At 44.5% G+C, this 22,857-nt stretch carries 15 protein-coding genes and 2 pseudogenes; 12 read left to right on the top strand and 5 right to left on the bottom strand.

All coding sequences use genetic code 11. The features are described from left to right. The first annotated feature begins 316 nt into the window (after positions 1–316). Positions 317–3,283, top strand: a complete 2,967-nt coding sequence (locus tag QUA45_RS13230) for an NHLP bacteriocin export ABC transporter permease/ATPase subunit (protein WP_333221021.1) — start codon at positions 317–319, stop codon at positions 3,281–3,283. 430 nt (positions 3,284–3,713) lie between these two features. Here the strand turns inward: QUA45_RS13230 and QUA45_RS13235 are convergent, their stop codons facing one another. Genes QUA45_RS13235 through QUA45_RS13250 form a run of 4 tightly spaced genes read right to left on the bottom strand, consistent with a single transcriptional unit; the run spans position 3,714 to position 5,000 of the window. After that, positions 3,714–3,980 carry a hypothetical protein gene (locus tag QUA45_RS13235; protein ID WP_333101077.1) on the bottom strand — a complete coding sequence of 89 codons (267 nt, stop codon included), beginning with the start codon at positions 3,978–3,980 and terminating at the stop codon, positions 3,714–3,716. Between the two features lie 25 nt (positions 3,981–4,005). Beyond that, positions 4,006–4,296 carry a hypothetical protein gene (locus QUA45_RS13240; RefSeq protein WP_333221023.1) on the bottom strand — a complete coding sequence of 97 codons (291 nt, stop codon included), beginning with the start codon at positions 4,294–4,296 and terminating at the stop codon, positions 4,006–4,008. Between the two features lie 34 nt (positions 4,297–4,330). After that, positions 4,331–4,543, bottom strand: coding sequence for a hypothetical protein (locus tag QUA45_RS13245; protein WP_333101080.1), 213 nt, complete (start codon positions 4,541–4,543; stop codon positions 4,331–4,333). 46 nt (positions 4,544–4,589) lie between these two features. Beyond that, on the bottom strand, positions 4,590–5,000 hold the full coding sequence (locus QUA45_RS13250; RefSeq protein ID WP_333101081.1) for a Nif11-like leader peptide family natural product precursor: 411 nt from the start codon (positions 4,998–5,000) through the stop codon (positions 4,590–4,592). Positions 5,001–5,403: 403 nt separating this feature from the next. Here QUA45_RS13250 and QUA45_RS13255 point away from each other — a divergent pair, with 403 nt between their 5' ends. The 10 genes and pseudogenes from QUA45_RS13255 to QUA45_RS13300 all read left to right on the top strand — a co-directional run bounded on the left by QUA45_RS13255 (position 5,404) and on the right by QUA45_RS13300 (position 19,864). After that, positions 5,404–5,826 carry a hypothetical protein gene (locus tag QUA45_RS13255; RefSeq protein ID WP_333101082.1) on the top strand — a complete coding sequence of 141 codons (423 nt, stop codon included), beginning with the start codon at positions 5,404–5,406 and terminating at the stop codon, positions 5,824–5,826. 146 nt (positions 5,827–5,972) lie between these two features. Beyond that, positions 5,973–6,119 carry a hypothetical protein gene (locus QUA45_RS13260; RefSeq protein WP_333221025.1) on the top strand — a complete coding sequence of 49 codons (147 nt, stop codon included), beginning with the start codon at positions 5,973–5,975 and terminating at the stop codon, positions 6,117–6,119. Between the two features lie 122 nt (positions 6,120–6,241). Further along, positions 6,242–8,431 (top strand): annotated as a pseudogene (locus tag QUA45_RS13265) (AAA family ATPase); the annotation flags it as partial. A 2,086-nt stretch (positions 8,432–10,517) separates the two neighbouring features. Next, positions 10,518–12,068, top strand: a pseudogene (locus tag QUA45_RS13270) (histidine kinase dimerization/phospho-acceptor domain-containing protein); the annotation flags it as partial. A 3-nt stretch (positions 12,069–12,071) separates the two neighbouring features. Next, a complete protein-coding gene (locus QUA45_RS13275; RefSeq protein ID WP_333221044.1) occupies positions 12,072–12,881 on the top strand; it encodes a response regulator in 810 nt (269 codons plus the stop codon). Then, positions 12,878–13,909, top strand: a complete 1,032-nt coding sequence (locus tag QUA45_RS13280; protein ID WP_333095417.1) for a response regulator — start codon at positions 12,878–12,880, stop codon at positions 13,907–13,909. The genes QUA45_RS13275 and QUA45_RS13280 overlap by 4 nt, the downstream gene beginning before the upstream one ends. A gap of 84 nt (positions 13,910–13,993) precedes the next feature. After that, complete coding sequence (locus QUA45_RS13285; protein ID WP_333095426.1) at positions 13,994–14,623, top strand: response regulator transcription factor; 630 nt, start codon at positions 13,994–13,996, stop codon at positions 14,621–14,623. Positions 14,624–14,765: 142 nt separating this feature from the next. Beyond that, entirely contained in the window at positions 14,766–16,928 is a 2,163-nt protein-coding gene (locus tag QUA45_RS13290; protein ID WP_333221027.1) for a flotillin family protein, read from the top strand. A 749-nt stretch (positions 16,929–17,677) separates the two neighbouring features. Continuing rightward, entirely contained in the window at positions 17,678–18,040 is a 363-nt protein-coding gene (locus QUA45_RS13295; RefSeq protein WP_333095413.1) for a DUF2470 domain-containing protein, read from the top strand. A gap of 186 nt (positions 18,041–18,226) precedes the next feature. Further along, positions 18,227–19,864: an AAA family ATPase gene (locus tag QUA45_RS13300; RefSeq protein ID WP_333221029.1), complete on the top strand. Its 1,638-nt coding sequence runs from the start codon at positions 18,227–18,229 to the stop codon at positions 19,862–19,864. A gap of 80 nt (positions 19,865–19,944) precedes the next feature. Here the strand turns inward: QUA45_RS13300 and QUA45_RS13305 are convergent, their stop codons facing one another. After that, positions 19,945–21,018, bottom strand: coding sequence for a DUF3616 domain-containing protein (locus QUA45_RS13305; protein ID WP_333095409.1), 1,074 nt, complete (start codon positions 21,016–21,018; stop codon positions 19,945–19,947). A 497-nt stretch (positions 21,019–21,515) separates the two neighbouring features. On the opposite strand from QUA45_RS13305, the gene QUA45_RS13310 reads away from it, so the two are divergent. Next, positions 21,516–22,619 carry a site-2 protease family protein gene (locus QUA45_RS13310; protein ID WP_333221031.1) on the top strand — a complete coding sequence of 368 codons (1,104 nt, stop codon included), beginning with the start codon at positions 21,516–21,518 and terminating at the stop codon, positions 22,617–22,619. Positions 22,620–22,857 lie beyond the last annotated feature (238 nt).

The raw sequence follows: 22,857 nt of genomic DNA on the forward strand, positions 1-22,857 counted from the left end.
GATTGGGGAGACGCGGCGCTACTGGCGAGAGAAACTTTGTTGGCATCTCTAGTAGTTTTGGGGCTGTTAATTAATATCGATCGCACCCAGAGTTTAGCTCGTCAGCAGGGTTTTGACATCACTGTTAGTGGTTGGCCGTATGGCTAATTGAGAATGGTGCAAGATCTCAGTTAAAACCGACTTTAGCTATGAGACGGGGATTAAAATCCCCGGCGGATCTGTGGATTAGCCCGATCGATTCGATCGCACAGTCTTCTTTGAGGCAAGGCTTTAAACCCCTGCCCGACTTGATATTACTAATCGCAAATTACTAACTATGCTCGATCTAAATCCTGTTAAGAAACTGCACCGAATTAAAGGAAATGAACCGCTGCTGCTGAATGACCCGCATCAGGTATGGATTGTTCGATCGGGCGCGATCGCAGTCTTTGCAGCCCAGATACAAAGTGAGAAGCCTGCGGGCAACCGCCATTATCTGTTCGGCGTCGGTGCAGGCGAGGCTTTGTTCGGCGCTGCTACCCCCCCCAACCAGGGCGGGCACGGGGGCACCGCCCCTACAAGGGGGGGAGAAAATTTAAAAGCTGGCTGGGGACTTCTGGCGATCGCGATCGCCGAAACGGAACTGGAACCGATCGCGATCGCAGATTGTGCCGCTTTAGTTGCTGCTGGTGACAGCAAAATGCGATCGCTTGTGGAACGGTGGATACAGCGTTTGGGAGAACGGGGGATTCCCTACGGCATAGATCCGCTTCACGCCCCCGATGACAAAGTTGCCCCAGAAACTGCGGTTGTAGCAGCGTCGCAGCAGATATCGCTGCAAAAAGGTCAAATGCTGCGATCGCCCCCGGTAACAGTTGTCTGGGTGCGCGTCTCGTCGGGCGATGCGAGTGTCGGGGAATTGCAGTTAAATTCCGCTTCCCCAGCGTTTCCTTTGGCTGGGAATATGCTGCTGGTGGCATCCGGGGAAGTTGAGGTGCAAATTTTCTCAACAGCAGAGGTGGAAAATGCCGACTGGCTGCCCGCGAGTTTAGCTTTGCTGCACGAGTATTTTTGCTGCTGCTTGAACTTGCTGGTTTCCCAGCAAAAAGCAGAGGAATTTCGGCGCTTTCAGGAACGCGAACAGCTAAACCGCCAAGTAACTCAGACAGCTTTGGGAGATTTAACCGAGGTTTTGCATCCCCGGAAAACAGCTTTGTCTGAGGAAGGAACGCCGCTGTTAATCGCTGCTGGGGCAGTAGGTAAGGCACAAGGTATAACAGTCAATCCGCCGGCGGGTTCCGAAGATTTGGGTCGAGTTAAAGATCCGATGGAGGCGATCGCGCGATCGTCCCAATTTCGCACCCGCCGCGTGCTCCTGGCTGGGGATTGGTGGCGGCAGAACTGCGGCCCGCTGCTGGCTTATACAAAGTCCGACAATCGACCTGTAGCTTTGTTGCCCGGTAAGGGATCTCGCTATACTTTGTTCGATCCGATCGATCGCACTCGCAAACGGGTAACTAAAGCAGTAGCCCAAGAGTTGTCGTCAGAAACTCAAATGTTTTATCGGCCCCTGCCGCTATTAGTTCGCAACGCTGCGGAACTGTTTCGCTTCGGGACGAAGGGCTACGAAAAAGACACGATCGCTGCTTTCGGGCTGGGGATATTGGGAACGCTGTTGGGGATGGTGACGCCGCAAGCTACCTCGATTTTGGTCAATGATGCTATTCCTGACAGCGATCGTTTGTTACTGTGGCAGTTAGGGCTGGTATTGTTAGTTGCGGCGATCGGACGGGCTGTATTTAGCATCGCCCAAACAATTCTGACGCTGCGGATAGAAAATGCTGCCAGCGGCACTCTTCAGCCGGCAGTTTGGGATCGATTGCTGAGATTAAAACCGGGATTTTTTCGCAGCTATTCTTCTGGCGACTTGCTGACTCGCTTATTAGCAGTTAATCAAATTCGCGCCCAACTCAGCGGCGCGACGCAGCGGACACTTTTGAGCGCGATATTTTCCCTGCTGAATTTGGGGCTGATGTTTGTTTACAGCCTGCCGCTGGCTTTAGTCGGAATTGGTTTAACTTTGCTCGCGGTTATAGTAACAGTCACATCGAGCTTGCTCTTAATCCCAAAAGAGCGGAAAATGGAAACAGGAGAAGGCGACATTAACGGGCTGACAGTAGAACTGATTAACGGAGTATCAAAGCTGCGGGTAGCGGCCGCCGAAGGGCGAGCCTTTGCAGCTTGGGCGAAAAAATACAGCCAACAAATTAAACTAAGAACTGGCATTAAACGAATTGACGACAGCGTTTCTGTATTTAACGAAGCGCTGCCGTTAGTCAGTTCTATTTTGATGTTTTGGTTTGCAATTGTGTTTATGCAAACTTCTCAAACAGAAGGTGGCGGACTGAATATGGGAACCTTTCTTGCTTTTAATTCCGCCTTCGGCACCTTTCTTTCTGGCGTCACAGATTTGAGCAATACCCTAACGGATATTTTAGGAATTGTACCGCTGTGGGAGCGAGCCAAACCGATCGTCCAGGGCATCCCGGAATCTGACCCGACAAAAGCCGATCCCGGCCGCTTGAAAGGTCAAATTACGATCGATCGCGCAACTTTCCGCTACCGCGATGACGGGCCCCCAATTTTAGATGATGTCAGCATCAATATTCAACCGGGGGAATTTATCGCGATCGTCGGGCCGTCGGGTAGCGGTAAATCAACATTATTTCGGCTCTTATTGGGATTTGAAATAGCACAAAGCGGCACTGTTTATTACGACAATCAAGATTTAGCAGGCCTCGACGTTCAAGCTGTGCGGCGGCAGTTAGGAGTAGTGCTGCAAAACGGCAGAATTAATGCTGGTTCGATGTTTGACAATATTACTTGCGGGGCGATGGTAACGCAGGAGGAAGCTTGGGAAGCTGCGCAAATGGCCGGTTTAGCAGCCGATATCGAACAAATGCCGATGGGAATGCACACGGTTGTCAGCGAGGGCGGCACGAATCTTTCGGGAGGACAGCGGCAGAGATTGTTAATTGCCCGCGCAATGGTTGTCAAACCAAAGGTTATCCTGATGGATGAAGCTACGAGTGCTTTGGACAACCGCACGCAGGCGATCGTTACTGAGAGTTTGGATAAGTTGAATGTGACGCGAGTTGTCATCGCCCACCGCCTGAGTACGATTCGCAATGCCGATCGCATTTATGTAATTGAGGCAGGCCGTTTGGTAGAATTTGGTTCGTTTGAGGAATTGGTAAAACAGGGAGGATTATTTGCTCGATTAGTGGCGAGGCAGATAAAGTAGAGATTCAAGGTAAAACAATTTTCAAGAACGGGCAAAATGCCCCTTCCACAAAGAGTAAATTTCTTGTGGATCGGGCATCTTGACCATTCATAAAAGCATTATTAAAAATGATGCAATATTTCAGTTTTATCCGTTACACCCCGTACATTGTTCGTTGGTGAAATGGTTATTTTTTTGTTAGCAAATCAGGCAACCACAACAAAATTAGCAATAGCAAGCAGAGGATAACTAAGCCTACGCTAAATATTGTAGTGTTACCGCGATCGGGGGCTTGCTGCATGAGGTATACGGGCTGCATAGCATTCATATTTTCTGTAGATGGGGATTGCTATAGTTGTCATTTTTCGACGGAAAAGCAATCGCATACTCTGCGATTGCTTTGCAAATTTTAGCCTTATCGAGCGCGTGGCTTTTGGCAATTATTAGTCGCTCAGTTCCGATTGCCAAATGCGCGCGACGCTTCTTCAATTAATTGCATGGGCAGACCACGACCAAAAATGTTGGGCCTTGGACCGCTGGCTGTGATAACAGGGATACCCGCAGCCCGAGCTCGATCGGCCATATCGGAACGGCCGCCCGCGATCGCATCTAATTCCAATTGATCCAATTCTCGATCGGTTGAATTTTCCAATTCTGATGCTGCGATTTGGGATGACTCGGACGGTAATTCTTGCGAAAATCGATTGTTGGTTTCCATCAGATGTTTCCTCCTTTAAGTTGTGTTAGGAACTCAAAAAATCAAACACATTCATAGGGATTGTCAAGCGCGGTATAAATGGGAGTTGTTGGCTGGTTGTGATAACAGGGATACCGGCAGCCCGCTCTCGATCGGCCCCATCGGAACAGCCGCCTGCGATCGCATCTAATTCCAATTCGTCCAATTCTTGATTAGTTGAGTTGTCTGTTACGGATGCTGCGATTGCGAACGACTCGGACGGTACTTCTTGCAAAGATTGATTGTTGCTTTCCCTCAGATGTTTTCTCCTGACATAATTAGTGAAATTTGCTTCCAAAAGCGATTGAAGCAACTCCTAGCAAAGTTGCCTGCTATCCAACCTTTTTACCCACTACTGCCTCATAATTTATCGGAGAGAAACGGGGGATATTATGCCAATCTTGAAACATAAAACCCCTACCGCCTGCGATCGCATCTAATTCCGTATCGTTCAATTCTTCAGCAACAGAATTGGCTGGCGACGGTTGCTGTTGTACGGCAGAATCTCGATCGACTTGTTGGGAAAAATGATTAGTGCTGTCCATTGGATTTCTCCTTTTGATTTCGGTGTTGGATTCAACAAAAGATTACCTATGCTCCAGGAGTAAGGAGACCGGCGACACCCCCAGCAACAGCTCCTTCTACCATTTTCTCGCCTATCTCATCGAATTTTCCTGTGAAAATAGCGCTGAAAAATCCACCTATAGCACCTGCCGCTGCTCCTATAGCACCCCCGACAGGTCCAGCGCCAGCAACAGCTTCCAATTCACTGTCAGACAACTCGCCTGAAGTATCTGACTGACTCTGATGCTGGGCAGTCATCGACTCCAGCCACTCAGAAACCTCTGTTGAGGAGAAACTGTAGCTTTTTTCTTGGCCCAGGGCTACCGCTTTATTCACTAAGCTTTCCCGATCCGTTACCGATCGGAACTGTAGCTGGAGTTCTGGATCTTGCGATACTTTTTGAAAAAAATGATTCACGCTTTCAAATTCAAAAGACATGAGATTTGCTCCTGACTTAATTGTTAAGGAAGTAACTCCTTATTTGTTTTTTCCAGCTAAGCTAGTGCTGGTGTTTGCGTAAATTTAGTTTATGAAATTTTCCGGCTAAAGTAGCTAGCTTAAAGTTTAGTTTTTCTCCTAAAAAAATTAGCTAGCTTGAACTAACCTTTAGTTGAGTAGATTACCTGAACTTTTGGCTAGGTATCGCTACGTGTGGCAGGCTTTGGATAGTAGTTTAAGGCGACACCTGAACAAAAGTACAGGTTGTCGATCCGACATAAGATTAGTTGCAAACCGATCGTTCGGTTAATTTAAAACTCAACTTAAAGAGAGTTTTTTTGGAGTATCTTTATAGGATAAAAGTTGTACATAGAAGAGATAATTTATTGAGGGAACAATAAAAATGAAAAAATCAGGGTTTTTATCTACGTCTCTAGCGTGTGTGGGACTGACTTTTGCATCTATGTTCAATTTTGTGCTAGCTGCACCTGTGCCAGATGGAGCAACTAAATGCAAAACACGGGAAAACGGAGCACAATATCGTTGTGCTAAGGATAACTATCAGGCTGATACACTTCAAATTATCAATGTAAGTGGTGAAAAAGTCTGGTTTGATGCTGATAAATGGGTAAGTTTCTGCGGTAGGTCGGGACACTTTTTGGGTAAAGACATAGTTGCTTTAGATCCAGGTAAATCAAAAGAAATTTCTTTTCCATCTGCTGCCAATGGAGAATGTAGAGAGATTTTCATTATGAATTGTAGGAAAGATAGTGCCACTGATAAGGCTATCGCTTGTCCTGAATCTCTCAAAATAGTCATCAAATAATTCTTCAAGTGCGATCGCCTAGCTTGTAGGGTGCGTTGCTAGCGATCGCCTAAAACAAACCCGTGGATTGAGACTTGCTTCAAAATAAGACAACCGAACTGCTATATGTAATGTTCAGCGTCGTTGCTAAAGTTTGATCGGCAATTGTGAAAGTCCTAACCCAAGAGTCGTATAAACAAAGGGCGATCGAGATGCAAGGGGCGATCGAGCGATCCTGCGGAGTCAAGCGCGCCGCTGACATTATCGAACAAGCTGTATTGGGTTGGAAGCCTGTCTTGGCTTCTAAAATCTAAAATCTCAGATGTGGAGTCAAATCTAAAATCTAAAATCTAAAATCCACTGATGGCTCACGCACCTCTGGTGTGAGGAGCAAATTTATGCTATGTTCTACTGCAAAGTTGACAGCGGTATGAATATGCTGACTCTTCCGGGCGTTGAAATCACAGAGCTCATCTACGAAAGCGCAAACTCCCTGGTTTACCGAGCATTCCGACAACCCGACAGTCTCCCCGTTGTCCTCAAAATCCTCAAAGAAAATTATCCCACGCCCCAAGAACTCGCCCGCTATCGCACAGAGTATAAAATTACACAATCTCTGAATCTGAGTGGCTGTATAAAAGCCTATGATTTGCAGCCATATCAAAACACGCTGGTGATGTTTGTGGAGGATTTTGGCGGCGAATCCTTGAAAATTTGGATGCAGCAGCAAAAATTTAGTATTGCAGAATTCTTGCGAATTGCGATCGCAACCATAGAAAGTTTACAACAAATTCACAGCGCCAACATCATTCACAAAGACATTAACCCTTCAAATATTGTCTTCAATCCAGCTAGCGGAGAACTCAAAATCATCGACTTTGGGATTTCGACGCAGTTGACGCGGGAGAATAACACCATAAAAAATCCCAACATTTTAGAGGGAACTCTTGCTTATATGTCGCCGGAACAAACTGGCAGAATGAATAGAAGTTTAGATTACCGCACAGATTTTTATTCCCTGGGCGCTACCTTTTACGAACTGCTGACATACCAACTGCCTTTTGACACCCATGATGTGCTGGAATTAGTACACAGTCATCTCGCTAAACAGCCCTTGTCTCCATCTCAGGTGAATCCTGAAATTCCGCAAATTATTTCCGATATTGTCATGAAGTTGATGGCAAAAAACGCTGAGGAGCGCTATCAAAGTGCGATCGGAATAAAAGCGGATTTAGAAGAATGTTTAAATCAACTGCACAGCCACAACAATATATCAGTTTTTACCCTAGGGAGTCAAGATATTTCTAACCGTTTTCAAATTCCACAAAAACTTTATGGCAGAGAGCGAGAAATTGATAGCTTACTGACAGCTTTTGCACAAGTCAGCCAACAAGGCAAAGATGTCTGTGGCACAAGTTCACTGATGCTGATTTCGGGATATTCGGGTATCGGCAAATCAGCTTTGGTGCAAGAATTATACAAGCCGATTACTCAACAGCGTGGTTATTTTATATCGGGCAAATTTGACCAATATCAGCGCAACATTCCCTACAGCGCAATTGTCAGCGCTTTTCAGGATTTAGCCAAACAACTGTTAACAGAAAGCGAAGCACAACTTAAAGAATGGCGGGAAAAATTATTAGACGCATTGGGAATCAACGCTCAAGTCATTATTGACGTAATTCCCGAAATTGAATTAATTATCGGCAAGCAACCCGCGCCGCCAGAATTGGGTGCGGCAGAAGCGGAAAACCGCTTTAATTTTGTGTTTCAAAACTTCATTAAAGTTTTTACTAAACCCGAACATCCTCTGACAATATTTATCGATGATTTGCAGTGGGCTGACGGGGCATCTCTGAAACTGATGCAACTGCTGCTCGGCGCTTCGTCAACGGGACTGTTTTTAATTGGAGCCTATCGGGATAACGAAGTTTCTGCGGCTCATCCGTTAATGCTAACGATTGCAGAAATTATCAAAACAGGGGCAAATGTCGATCGCATTTTCCTGTCACCTTTGGATTTAGCCTCTGTTACTCAACTAATTTCCGATGCCCTGAATTGCCAGGAAGCAAGAGTCAACTCCCTTGCGGAGTTAGTCTTTTTCAAAACGGGTGGGAATCCTTTCTTTATGAATGAATTTCTCAAATCGCTTTATACAGAAGGGCTATTACAATTCGACTTTACCCCCAGGGCTGTTTCATTCTCACAAAAACCAGGGTTTTGTAGGGGCGGTGCCCCCGTGCCCCCCCAGCCGATAGACGAGGGCGATTCCCTACGGGATAGCTTCGCCGCGCGTGGGGAGATTGCCCCTACAGGGCTTTCAGATATTGCGGCAACCACGGGGGGATTGCCCCTACAAGAGAATGAAACAGACCAGTCTTACCAAGAGGGGAGCCAGGGGAGTTGGCAGTGGGATTTAGATAAAATTCAAGCGAGAAATTTCACTGATAATGTTGTCGAATTGATGGCTGGCAAAATTAAACAACTGTCACAGAATACGCAGGAAACGTTAAAAATAGCAGCCTGCATTGGCAATCAATTCGATCTGAAAACCCTCGCCTCACTTTGCGGAAAATCTGTGGGACAAACGGCGGATGAGTTGTACGCCGCCGTTGCTGAAAATTTAGTCGTGTTGCTGGGGAACATGGGAGATGTGGAATTAGAAATTGCAGGGAAATTACCCAAGTCCCAATTCCTAGAATTCAAATTTGTCCATGACAGAATTCAGCAAGCGGCGTATTCGCTAATTTCCGAACATGGTAAGCCAATTTTACATCAAAAAATTGGGCGATTTTTGCTGCAAAATAGCCGCGTAGATGGCAGCCCAAATGCCTATCCTACAGAAGAAAAAATTTTTGAAATTGTCAATCAACTAAATTTTGGTTGCGATCTAATTTCCCATCAGCGAGAAAGAGATGAACTGGCGCATCTAAACCTGATAGCAGGTCAAAAGGCTAAAGCATCAACTGCTTATGAAGCAGCGTTTGAGCATTTTAATGTTGGTCTAAAAATGTTGAGTGCAGATAGTTGGAAAAATTCCTATAACTTAACTTTGTGCCTTTATGAAGAAGCAGTAGAGACAGCCTATCTAACAGGTAATTTTATCATCATGAATCAGTTATCAGAGATTGCATTAAAATCTACAGTAATAGTAATTTCTAAAGCAAAAATTTACGATGTGATTATTCAAGCTCATATGTCTCAAGGCAACTTTAAAAAAGGAGTGCAAACAGGTTTATTTTTTCTTAAGTTGTTAGGAATTGATTTACCAGAACAGCCCAAAACTGAGGAGATTAAAAAGGGTTTTGAAGAAACAAATACCCTGTTAAAGGGACGAGAAATAAAAGAATTATTTGAGTTGCCTGAAATGACCCAACCAGAAGCTCGAACCGCTTTATTTATTTGTTCAAGAATGATAGGTACTACCTATTTAACTAATCCTGATTTAATGACACTAATTGTTTTAGCTAATGTCAATTTATCCATCAAATACGGAAATTCAATCTGGTCTGCTTTTGCTTATGCAGCCTACGGCGTTGTTTTGTGTGGAATTGTTGTAGATATTGAGGCAGGTTATGAATTCTCCCAGCTAGCCTTAAAGTTAATAGAACGCTTTAATGCTCGCCAAGTTAAGGCTAGAGTTTTAGATGCTTTTGGCAATCACATTATACATTGGAAAAAGCATCTAAAAGAAAGTAGAAAAATTTTACTTGAAGCTTATTATAGTGCAGTGGAAACAGGAGATTTTGAATTTATTGGTTATGCTTTATTCGATCGCTGCTTTAATTCATATTCAATGGGTTATGAACTTGTTGCACTAGAACAGGAAATAATAAATTATTGTGAAATTCTTAGCAAAACTCGACAAAAAAGTAGCTTTAATTGGGTAGTAATGTATTTACAAATAGTTCGCAATTTACAAAAAAAAAATACCAACACTCTTGATTTAAATAGTGATGATTATAATGAAAACGAATTTTTAATTTTTATCTATACATCAAGCTACTCAAGACAAACAAGGTTTAGCTTTATTTTATTTGAATAAATTAATTTTATGCTATTTATTTGATGAAGCTCATCAGGCAGCAGATAATGCAGTAACTGCCGAACAGTATTTAATTGGTATGACAGGAATGGTTGCTGTTCCTGTTTTTTATTTTTATGACTCTCTCGCGCATTTAACTATATTTAAGAAATCTGCAAACTCCGAACGAAATGCTATACTAAATCGCGTGAATAGCAGCCAAGAGAAAATGCGTACTTGGGCGCATCATGCTCCCATGAATCACTTGCATAAATTTTATTTAATAGAAGCACTTCGGAGTGAAGTTTTGGGTCAAGTTGTGGAAGCAATCGACTATTACGATCGCGCCATCTCCCTCGCCAAAGAAAACGAGTACATCCACGAAGCCGCTCTCGCTTACGAACTCGCTGCCAAGTTCTATTTATCCAGGGGGAAAGAATTAACAGCCAAAGCTTATATGCAGGCATCCTGTTACTGCTATCAACTCTGGGGTGCGGCGGCTAAAGTTAAAGATTTAGAAACGCGATATCCGCAATTATTTACGATTGATCGACCTGTAAGTAAAAAAAGTTCAACTACATCTACTACGAACAGCCGTTCTAGTTCTTCCTTGGATATCGCTACAGTCATGAAAGCTTCCGAAGCAATTGCTGGGGAAATTGTACAGGATAAATTACTGTCCAGATTGATGAAAATTTTGATTGAAAATGTCGGGACTCAAAAAGGATATTTACTTTTAGAAAGTCAAGGCAAATTGCTGATTGAAGCTGAAGGTGCAGTGAACGACGAACGGATAACGGTGTTGCAATCTGAACCAGTTAAAAATTGCCAGAAACTTTCTGAAACAATTATCAATTATGTCGCCCGAACCAAAGAAAATGTGGTTTTAAATAATGCCCCTCGTGAAGGCAATTTTACGAATGATTCTTACATCAAAGCTCGTCAGCCCAAATCTATTTTGTGTGCTGCTTTGATGAATCAAGGTCAACTGGCTGCTATTGTTTATCTCGAAAATAACCTCACTACACAAGCTTTTACTCCCGAACGTTTAGAAGTTTTGCAATTGCTATCGGGACAAGCGGCGATCGCACTTACCAATGCTAAACTTTATGCAGAAGTAAAAGAACGCGAAAATCGCCTTACTCAATTTATCAATGCGATGCCGATTGGAGTAACAGTAATTGACAGCGCCGGACAAATTTCCTACGCAAATCCCACAGCTTCCCAACTCAGTGGCATCAATTATATACCCGAATTAAATGCCGCTCAATTTGCCGAAATCGGTCAAGCTTATTTAGCAGGAACTAACGAGTTATATCCCACCGCACAAATGCCAATAGTGCGTTCTTTGACGGGTGAAACTGTCAAAGTAGATGATATGGAGTTCCGCCGACCTGATAAGATTGTTTCCTTGGAAGTTTCCAGCACACCAATTATGGATGAAACTGGTAAAATTAATTATGCGATCGCCACATTTCAAGATATCACCGATCGCAAACAAGCCGAAAAAGTTTTAGCCCACTACAACCGCACTTTAGAACAGCAAGTGAGCGATCGCACTCTCGAACTCCAGCGAGAAATTATCGAGCGACAACGAGCCGAACACGCAGCACAAGAAGCCAACCGAGCAAAAAGCATATTCCTCGCAAATATGAGCCACGAATTGCGGACTCCCCTCAATGCAATTCTGGGTTTTTCCCAACTGTTGAATCGCGGTTCTAACCTCTTGCAGGAACAGCAAGAACACCTGGATATTATCACCCGCAGCGGAGAACATTTGCTTGGACTGATTAACCAAGTATTAGATTTATCCAAAATAGAAGCGGGGCGCACGACGCTCAACCCGACAAATTTTGACCTCCACCGCCTACTGGACGACATCGAAAATATGTTCCAACTGCCGGCAGAAAATAAGGGATTGCAGTTCTTAGTCGAGCGGATGTCAGACCTTCCCCAATATGTGCAAACTGATGAAATTAAATTGCGCCAAATCTTGATTAACTTGATTTCTAACGCGATTAAATTCACATCGGAAGGTGGCATTTATGTGAAAATTAAAAATCAGAATCTTGCTCAGCAAATCTGCTTTGAGATAGAAGACACGGGAGAGGGAATTGATGGTAGTGAATTAAACAAGCTTTTTGAAGCTTTTGTGCAAACTAAAACTGGAGAATAATCGCAACAAGGAACAGGATTAGGTTTAGCTATCGCGCGTTCTTTTGTACAGTTAATGGGCGGTGAAATGACAGTCAGTTCTCGTGCTGGAGGCGGTACTATCTTCAAATTTGACATTAAATTTAATGTAGTTGAAAGTACCGATCGCCAACGGGAACAGCCAACTAGACGAGTTATTGCGATCGCACCCAATCAACCCCGCTATCGAATTCTCGTTGCAGACGACGCTTTTGACAACCGCCAACTGCTGGTTAAACTGCTTTCCGCGATCGGTTTTGAAGTCTACGAAGCCAAAAATGGGATGGAAGCAATAGAAAAGTGGGAGCAATATTCACCGCATTTAATCTTTATGGATATGCGGATGCCGGTGATGGATGGGTATGAAGCTACCAAACAAATTAAAGCCAAAGCATCATCTACTTCCCCCCTTGTTAAAGGTGGCGAAGATGTGAGCGAAACTCAAGCTACAGCAATTGTTGCCATAACAGCAAGTAGTTTTGAGGAAGAAAAAGCCGTTGTTCTTTCTACCGGATGCGATGATTTTGTTCGCAAACCATTTAGAGAAGCAAACATATTTGATGTTTTGCACAAACATATCGGGGTGCAATTCGTTTTTGAAGAACTAAATGCTGCCCCCAGTTTCCCAGAAAATGAAGTAAATGTATTGACAAAAACCGCATTTTCTGAATTGCCTCCTGAGTTAGTAGCCAATCTGCAGCAAGCTATTAGCAATCTCGATTTGGAACAGATGCAAACAGTAATCAGTCAAATTCGCGAAATCAATCAGCCCTTAGCTAGGGCGAGCGCAGCTTGCATTAAAAATTTTCAGTACGAACAGTTGCTAAATTTAATACACACATTGAGGGATGAGACATGAACAAAAACCTCAGTTTTACCGGCGAAGAAAGTATTTTAGTGATTGATGATTGTCCTGAGAACTTAAAACTTTTAAGTGGCATACTATCTGTCGCTGGGTATAAAGTTTACCTAGCTCCCAGTGGCCAATTAGCTCTAAACTTTATCAAAGCAAACTTACCAGACTTAATTTTACTGGATATTATGATGCCTCAAATGGATGGCTACGAAATCTGCGAGCAGATCAAAGCTACTCCAAAAACTCAAGATATCCCAATAATTTTCATCAGCGCTTTGCAAGAAGTTTTCGATAAGGTAAAAGCATTTTCTCTGGGGGGAGTAGACTATATTACAAAACCTTTTCAACAACAAGAAGTTTTAGTGCGCGTCGAAAATCAATTGCATCTGAGAAGGATGTCTAAACAACTCATAGACCAAAATATTCTAGAAGAGCGCAACCGCATGGCGCGGGAAATTCACGACACTTTAGCACAAACTTTTGCAGGCATTATCATACATTTGGGAGCTGCAGAACGGGTAATGGCAGCGAATCCAGAACAAGCACAGGGACACATGAAAACAGTCTGCGAATTGGCTCGCTCTGGACTTGCTGAAGCACGGCGCTCCGTAGAATCTCTGCGCCCGCAACTTTTAGAAGATGGCGATTTGTATAGCGCTTTCAACCAAATTGCTCAACAAATGTCATCAGATACTGATACGCGCACTATTATTGAAATGGTTGGCACGCCATATTCCCTACCATTAGAGGTAGAAAATAATCTGTTGCGGATCGGGCAGGAAGCATTAACAAATACTTTTAAATATGCCAAAGCTACAGCGATCAAAATTGAGTTTATTTACGAAACAGCCAAGTTTATTTTGCGGGTGCAAGACAACGGACAGGGATTTAATACGGAAAGTATCGGTTTGAGCAATGGCTTTGGTTTATTGGGGATGAGAGAACGCGCCGATCGCATTAACGCGCAGCTAACTGTAAACAGCAGCCCTGGAAACGGAACAGAAGTTATAGTTTCAGTTAATTGCCAGTAAAGTGAGGTGCACATTTCGTACCATACATAGTAAGTTTGTAGTGATACTTTCGTTTTTTTTGATAAAATTAACAGGGTAAACATGATTAACCAATCAAATATTATTCGCGTTTTAATTGCCGACGATCATTATATTGTGCGGCAAGGTTTAGTGGCACTGCTGGAGCAGGAATCAGATGTTAAAGTTGTGGCGCAAGCAAGCAACGGCGAAGAAGCTGTGACAATGTTCCGCCAACATCAGCCCGATGTAACGCTGATGGATTGGCGGATGCCGGTGATGGATGGAGTCGCCGCCATTGCTGCGATTTGTGCGGAGTTTCCCAGCGCCCGGATTGTGGTGCTGACGACTTATGACGGCGATGAAAACATCTATCGCGGATTGCAAGCTGGTGCTAAGGGCTATCTGCTGAAGGATGCGGAACCAGAGGAGCTTTTAGCAGCAATTAGGGCTGTTTTTGAGGGTAAAAAGTACATTCCGCTGGCAGTGGGTGTTAAGTTAGCCGATCGCCTGAGTGGGCCTGAATTGAGCGATCGCGAATTAGAAGTCATCCGCCTCATAGTCGCTGGTAAAAGCAACAGCGAGATTAGTGAAGTTTTGCACATCAGCGAAAGCACCGTCAAGTTTCACATCAACAATATTTTGAGCAAGATGGGAGTTAGCGATCGCACGCAGGCCGCGATTTCCGCATTAAAACGGGGGATTGTCAGCCTGTAGTTTAATGAGCAGTATTTTTTTTACTGAGAAATATGACTATTATGACCGCAAATAATGATAAATAAGACCTTAAGTTTTATGTAAAAACTTTTTAGTAAGGCTAAGCTGGAACTCCTAGGACAAATTAGCCCCGATCAAAAAAATGCTTTATTCATTTTTGTCCAAATCTCAAGTCAAAGTCCGCGTTTTAAAACAGTTTGCAGCGGCTGTTTCGGCGTCTTTAGCCCTCAGTGCAATAACCAGTTTGAAACCCTCGCCAGTATTAGCGGCTAGCAATATCCCCCCCGCAAATCAAACCTCGACTCAGCTAGCCGCAAAACCTGATTCTAGCTTGCAGCTAGGGCAGTTACGCAGCACTGTTCCCGTGCAAACAATGCAGCTCGATCCCGGCGGATTTATCCCGATCGCGATCGGCGGTATGATAATTATTCTGGTGCTGCCGCTATTTTTTGGCGGATTGGTGGTAATTGGCGATCGTGAAGTCGGAATTGTCAGTAAAAAGTTTAGCTTCGGCGGCAAGTCTTTACCCCCCGGAGATTTAATTGCCTTAAACGGAGAAGCTGGATATCAAGCTGATACTTTGCCCCCCGGTTGGCACTGGGGTTATTGGCCTTTGCAGTACAACGTTCGCAAAGAGTCTCTAACTGTGGTTCCCCAAGGTGAAATTGCTTTAATTATCGCCGCCGCCGGGGAGTCGATTCCGCCGCAGCGCATCCTAGGCAAAATCACAGAATGCGACAATTTTCAAGATGCTCGCAAATTTCTTAAAAGCGGTGGAGAAAAAGGTCGCCAACTCGGCCTTCTCACGGGCGGTAGCTATCGGATAAATACAGCATTATTTACGGTAATTACAGCAGCTAATGCTCCCAAACACGGGATGACAGCGGAACAGTTGAAACTGTACAAAATTGCTCCCGATAAAGTGGGAGTTGTGACAACTTATGACGGCGTTCCGATCCAAGATGGAGAAATTGCAGGGCCGATTATTCCGAATCACGACAACTTCCAAAACGCACAGAAATTTATCAGCGGCGGCGGGCGGCGCGGCTTGCAGGAACAGGTTTTGCTTTCCGGTTCTTGGAACTTAAATCCTTGGTTTGTCGGGGTGGAACAAGTACCGATGACGGAAATCCCGATCGGCTATGTCGGCGCGGTTATTTCTTATGTAGGCAAAACCTCAGAAGATGTGAGTGGCGCTGCTTTCACTCACGGAAATTTAGTAAATGTCGGCAATAAAGGCGTGTGGGTAACTCCTCTTTATCCGGGAAAACATCCGCTGAATACGCGCATTTTGAAAGTAGAGTTAGTACCGACTACTAACATAGTATTGAATTGGTCGGGCAAAACGGAAAGGCACAGTTACGATTCTAAACTTTCGTCTTTAACCGTACGTTCTCAAGACGGTTTTGCCTTTGATTTAGAAGTAGCTCAGATTATTCACGTCGGCGCTTTGGATGCTCCGAAAGTCATCTCCCGCGTCGGTTCGATGCAGAATTTAGTAGACCACGTTTTGCAGCCGACAATTGGGAATTATTTCCGCAATTCTGCTCAAGCTTATTCTGTATTAGATTTTCTCTCGGCAAGAAGCGGCAGGCAAGCCGAAGCCGCCGAGTATATCAAAGCAGCTTTGCGTACCTACGACGTGCAGGCAATTGATACTTTAATCGGGGATATTTTGCCGCCAGCAGAGTTGATGCAAACTCAAACAGATCGCAAAATTGCTGAGGAACAGTGCAAGACTTATGAGGTGCAGCAATTAGCACAAACTCAGCGGCAACAATTGGTGCGGGAAACGGCGCTGGCTGAGATTCAACAAGAGATGGTCAAATCCGAACAAGGCGTGAAGATTTCTGAGTTGAAAGCAAATTCTCAGGTGAAACAAGCTCAAGGCGAAGCAGAGTCGATTCGCGTGAAGGGAAATGCTCAAGCTGAAGCTTATCGCGCGGGTGTTGTGGCTTTGGGAGGTTCCGGTTATACGGCTTTGCAGTTAATGCAAATTATAGGCGATCGCAAAGTGCGAGTTGTGCCGGATGTTGCGGTAACAGGCAACGGTAGCGGTGGCGGTTTGGTTGATGGTTTGCTGGGAATGATGTTGTGGAATCAAACGGGTAAAAATGGAGAAAATGGCGGGGAGTTGCCGGTAGTTAACCTACAGAAATCGGAATCTGCAACAAAGTTACCAGTAGCAAAGGTGCATTCAGCAAAGCCGCCGGCATCTCGCGCTAATTCCCCTGTTGCGAATTCTGAGGCTGATATTGATTCGCAGTTTGATGAATTGCCTTTTGACGATCGATCTTTTAGTTAGGTAGTTTTTGGCAAGTTAAATGATTCGTATTTCATCATTCGTAGGGTGCGCATTGCGCACCTTCTACTACACCAGATTTGTAGGGTTCGCATTGCGCACCTTACACGGAATTTAGTCTTTTTTATTTCAGTCCGCGAAGGCGGACTTTGTTTGTGCAGACGCGAATTCTATCGGCCATAAAATTTATGTTTGTGTAGACGCCATTTTTACTCATTGCGAGTTATTAGGTGTTGGATGCAGTGGAAAGAAAATAGCCAACGAGACACCGAAAAAACCTGCAATTTTTTGTATATGTTCTGTTGTAAGTTGACGCTTTTAATGAAATATATCTGAGACAATATACTCGGCTTTCAAAATAGAAACTACGTCTTTTTGTCTAAGGCTAAATTCTTATATCAAAGCTTTTAACAGTTCTATTCCATAAATGTCAGGTATGGGTTCTCAAGTATGCTCGCATTCATAAACTAGAGTTCTAAGTACGTTTAGATAGTCGCGTTCGTCTGAAGTCAGTTCGCCTTTGTTCCACAGAGAATCGATCGCTTTTTGAGTTACAATTAATTCCTACTCAGCAGTTATGCGTCGGGGAGGAAATGTTTTGAGTAGTTCGATATAAGCGCTAGAGTTGTTCATGTGAGTACCCTCTATTGAGAAAGTAATATTTTATCATTGTAGTTGAATGATTGGATTTTTTACCGCAGATGAACGCCGATTAACGCGGATATAATTTAGTTAGTTGTCACGGATAAATCTTGAGGCAATTCATCGCGGTTGAAAACTTTGTACCGATCGCAGTACAATCGATCGATATTGCATCTGAGGAATCTCCCATGTCAGAACCGTTTTCCACTGAGATTAGCGATCGCATCTGCACTCACATGAACGAAGACCACGCGAGTGCTGTCGTGCTATATGCTCAAGCATTTGGCGACCAACCGCAGGCAACGGAAGCTCAAATGCTCGCTATTGATGCCAACGGTATGGATTTAAGCGCTAAAGTCAACGACGAAACAGTGCCTGTTAGAGTAAATTTTGATCGCACTTTAAAAGACGCCGAAGATGCTCACCACACTCTCATTGAAATGGTTAAACAAGCTCGAAAAGTTGCTAAGTAGTCAATTGCGTACTATTCTGTTATAGTTTTAACATTTGCAGTACGGACTTTAGTCTGGTTCAATAGTTGTTAAGGACTCAAGTCCTTATGGAAAACCTTTAGTTGTGTTAATTTTATTTAAAAGACTAAAATCCGTACTGCAAAAAAAATTAATAAAGTTTAATTTTACTCTAAAATACCAAATAAAATGACCGATACTTACCCCAAATCCAAAGAATTAGAGGCTGTCAATGGCAGTAAAAATAACCATTTCGACCCACTGGTAAAGCGACTAGATTTGATGATTCGCGCCCGCTATTCGCTGCTGTACATTGTCAGCGCGGAGGAGGAACCGGTCGAAGCCGTAATTGCCCAAGTAGCACTGCAAGTAACTCCCGCGCGCCGGGTGTTGTTCTGGGATCTTGTGCGCGGCTGGGAGGATAACGGTTCTGGGAAAGGTTCGGTAATGGCGGCGCTCGATCGCGTCAGCAAAACTGCTGTTGAAGAATATACCATATTTGTACTGCGGGATTTGCACCCAATTTTGAAATATCCCTACAGCGAAAAAAGCGCGGCGGTAGTGCGAGAATTGCGGAATTTAACGCGAGAATTGAAGCGCAGCAAAAAAACTATAGTTCTTACTTCTCACACGCTGGAATTGCCGGAGGAATTGAAAGAAGAAGTAACAGTAATTGATTTTCCTTTGCCCAACGTCCAAGAAATCGACAGTTTAATTTCCCACGTTGTGGAAAAGCCACAACAGTTGCAAGTTAGCGGGTTAGCAAGAGAACAGTTGGTTAAAGCTTGTCAGGGTTTGAGCCGGGCTCGAATCGGGCGGGTTTTGGCTAAAGCTTTGGCGGCAAAACAACAAATTAACGAGTCAGATATTGATGGAGTTTTGGAGGAGAAACAGCAAGCAATTCGCCAGACGGGAATTTTGGAATTTTTCAATTCCCGAGAATCCCTCAAAAGTGTGGGCGGATTGGAGAATTTGAAACAGTGGGTAAAGATGCGGCAAGATGCTTTTACTGACGAGGCGCGACGCTACGGAATACCCAATCCTAAAGGGGTTTTGTTAGTAGGAATTCAAGGTACTGGCAAATCTTTATCGGCGAAAACTATTGCTTCCGAATGGCGTTTGCCGCTGTTGCGGTTGGATACCGGGAGGCTGTTTGGTGGCATTGTCGGGGAAAGCGAAAGCCGCGTCAGGCAAATGATACAATTGGCAGAGGCGATCGCACCTTGCGTTTTGTGGATCGATGAAATAGATAAAGCCTTCGGCAACATTATCAGCGGTGGCGACGGCGATTCGGGAACTTCGCGCCGGGTATTCGGCAGTTTGATCACTTGGATGCAGGAAAAAACCAGTCCGGTGTTTATCGTCGCAACTGCAAATAACGTCAGGATTTTGCCGGCAGAGTTGCTGAGAAAGGGCAGATTTGATGAAATTTTCTTTTTGAATTTGCCCTCAGAATCGGAACGGCAAGATATCTTTAAAGTGCATTTGCAGCGTTTGCGGCCGACTAGATTGCGCGAGTTTGATTTGGGGGTTTTGGCGAAACGCGCTGAGAATTTTAGCGGTGCAGAAATCGAGCAAGTTGTAATAGATGGATTGTATCGGGCGTTTGGAACGTTTGTAAACGGACAGCGCCGGGATTTGATGACGGAGGATATTTTGAGGTCGATCGAGGATACTGTACCTCTAGCTGCGATCGCGCGATCGCAAATTGAAGATTTGAAGCGCTGGGCGGCGGAAGCGGGCGCGAGAACAGCTTCTAACGATACTCACTTAATTGATGAATTGAAACGCTACAGCCAGCGGCGGAGGGATGCGATCGACAATTAACTTAATTTTGCATCTGTTTGTAGTCAGGACTTTAGTCCTTATTCCTGATTCACCAAAACTTGCTCGGACTCATTTCCTCACTACAAACCCAACCTAAAAATATCCGCATAAATAGAATTTCCCTCAACCATTCTCCCCGCATCCGGCGAATCGTAAACCACTAACAGCGAATTCTGCCCACCCAAATACGAAAACAGCGACAACCCCTCAGCATTGTCCGCCCCCACCTTAAAAGGCAAGTCAAACAATACCTCCAAATCTCCCCCATCTTGTCCAGTAATACTGTCGCCCGATCGCCCTAAAATTCCCTTTAACCGACACACCCTCATCTCTCCAGATAACGTCATCGTCGGCCCGGCTAAAACAATCAAATCTTCCCCATTCCAGCACAATTCTCTCACGCCCAGACCGTTCAAATCAACAAAATGTTTCTTGTAAAATTTCTCTCCTTCCCCAATCGCCTTAAGCCTTAAAACTCCCGGTTCTGCCTCTTCAACTTCTATCTCTAAAATTATTGCCCAACCCCGCAGCACCGGCCCCCGCAAACCGAGGAAAATACGATCGCCCCGCACCGCTAACCCTTCAATATCAAAGCCATTTTCTTTACTCGGAATCGGCACAGATAAATATAGACCGAGGTGGCTGTCATCTTTGAGCGCATCTGTCAGCAAATTGCCCGTTTCTGTCCGCTGAAGGCATCCAACTTTCTGTTCTCTTTGATTGTCTGAATGGGAAATTGACTCGCACAACATTCCGTCTTTCATAGGAAGGCGCGCCAGCAAATAGCGGTTGACTTCTGTCTCGATTTGTGCTAATCTTTCAATGTCTTTTTCGGGGTTTTTGCCTTTAGCTTTTTTGCGTTTTGTGCTGTGAGAACCGACCACCCAAAGATAATCGCTGCAGAAATCAATTCCTTCGATATCGATTTCGCATTCTCCCGAAAGTTCGAGAAAATCTGCGATCGCAAATCTTTGATGTTCTCCAAAAATATGAGGCGCGACAGGCGACAAACGCTCGATCGAAGTCGTTTCATCTGAACCCAGCCACAAATTGCCGTCGGGAGTTAAAACAACAGCGGATAAGTCTGTAATAATATCAGCCGCTTCGCTGTTAAATTGCAGCAGCAGCCGACCGAGCAAAAAGGATTCTGGCATAATTATTAGGATCGAAACTATTCTTAGGGTAAGTCATTATAGTTAAACCTGCTTGAAACTGAGATCTTGCCACAGGTGTAATAGTCCGCCGGGAATTCCTTCTCCGTCTCAAATCTTGCATTCAGTTAAAACAGAAATGTTGCACCATTCTCAATAAAGCTTTTATGGGCCGGCTAGGAGCAACGGCCCACAAGAAAATTTAATTTTTGTGGAACAGGCACCTTGCCTGTTCATCAAAGAGGTGCAAGATTTGAGTTAAAACCGACAGAAAACTAAAACAGATATCCTCCTCAAGCCTCATAGCAAGAACTTCCGTTTTGAGATAAGGATTTTTAACCCCTAGCGGGTCAAACAGCAGTCGGCGGTAATTATTCCGCAAACCGAACCTCCACAGACGGATAACACCCTAATTTAAGCATTAACATCGCCGTTACCTTTCGTTACGATAAGGAGACAGAGAGAAAAACCTCTCATTCGTAAAATCAGAGGTAGCCATTATGAACGGTACATTTCGCGTCGGCAACCTGTTTGGGATTCCCTTCTTTGTCAACGCATCTTGGTTTTTAGTTCTGGGTTTAGTAACCTGGCAGTACGGCGGCGCATTAGCTGCCCTGTTTCCCACATTGGGCCCCGTAGCGCCCTGGATGCTGGGATTATTCACAGCGTTACTGTTATTTGCTTCCGTCTTGGCCCACGAATTAGGACACAGTTGGGTAGCCATAAAACAGGGAATTGGCGTGAAATCGATTTCGCTATTTCTGTTTGGCGGACTAGCTAATTTAGATAGAGAATCTAAAACCCCCGCAGAAGCATTTTGGGTAGCCATTGCCGGCCCGTTGGTCAGCTTATTGTTATCCGGTTTGTTAACAGCGATCGGCATCGGTGCTGGTCTCACAGGCCCCGCCGCCGCCATCGTCGGACTTTTAGCTTCCATCAACTTAGTTCTAGCCTTATTTAACTTAATTCCCGGTTTGCCCCTCGATGGCGGCAACATCCTAAAAGCGATCGTCTGGAAAATTACCGGCAACCCTTACAAAGGTGTAATTTTTGCTAGCCGCGTCGGTCAGATAATAGGTTGGATTGCCATTGCTACAGGCATCTTCGGCAATATTTGGAATCTAGTAATCGGTTGGTTCTTACTGCAAAATGCCGGTCAATCTGCCCAATATGCCACAGTCCAAAATCAACTGGCAGGCCTGACAGCCGCAGATGCTGTGACGCCCGAAAGTCCGATCGTCTCCCAAGACTTGTCCCTCAGAGAATTTGCCAACAACTACGTGATCGGTAGCGCTCATACCTGGCGTCGGTTCCTAGTTACCGATGATGCAGGACAATTGGTAGGGGCGATCGACTTAGACGACCTCAAAACCATTCCTACCGGAACTTGGCCCCAAGTTTTAGTCAAAGAACTTCTGAAGCCGATCGAATTTTCCACAACAGTCAAACCAGAATTATCCCTCCTCGAAGTCGTCACCCTTTTGGAACAACTTAAAGTACAAGAACTCCCCGTCATTCGCGAAAATGGTGTCCTCGTCGGACTTGTAGAAAAAGCTGAAATTGCCCGCCTACTACAAAGACGAGCCGAAGCAAACCCTGCTTGATCTTCTCAGATACTTGACCAATAACACCAGTTTCCCCAAAAAAATGCAACTGTAGCCCCGTGCTTCAAACTCTGGTAGTTCTCAGTCATTCCCCATTCTTCAATCGAAAATCGACAATCGACAATCGTATAACAGTTAACCCCCTCGATTTCCCCTTACCAAAAGGGCGATCGGGGGGGTTAACAATAGCTTCAAAAAAGTCACATTCAAACACAAATAGTCCTGGACGCAACTGTCA

Source organism: Microcoleus sp. Pol12A5 (genome assembly GCF_036701435.1).
GTDB lineage: Bacteria > Cyanobacteriota > Cyanobacteriia > Cyanobacteriales > Microcoleaceae > Microcoleus.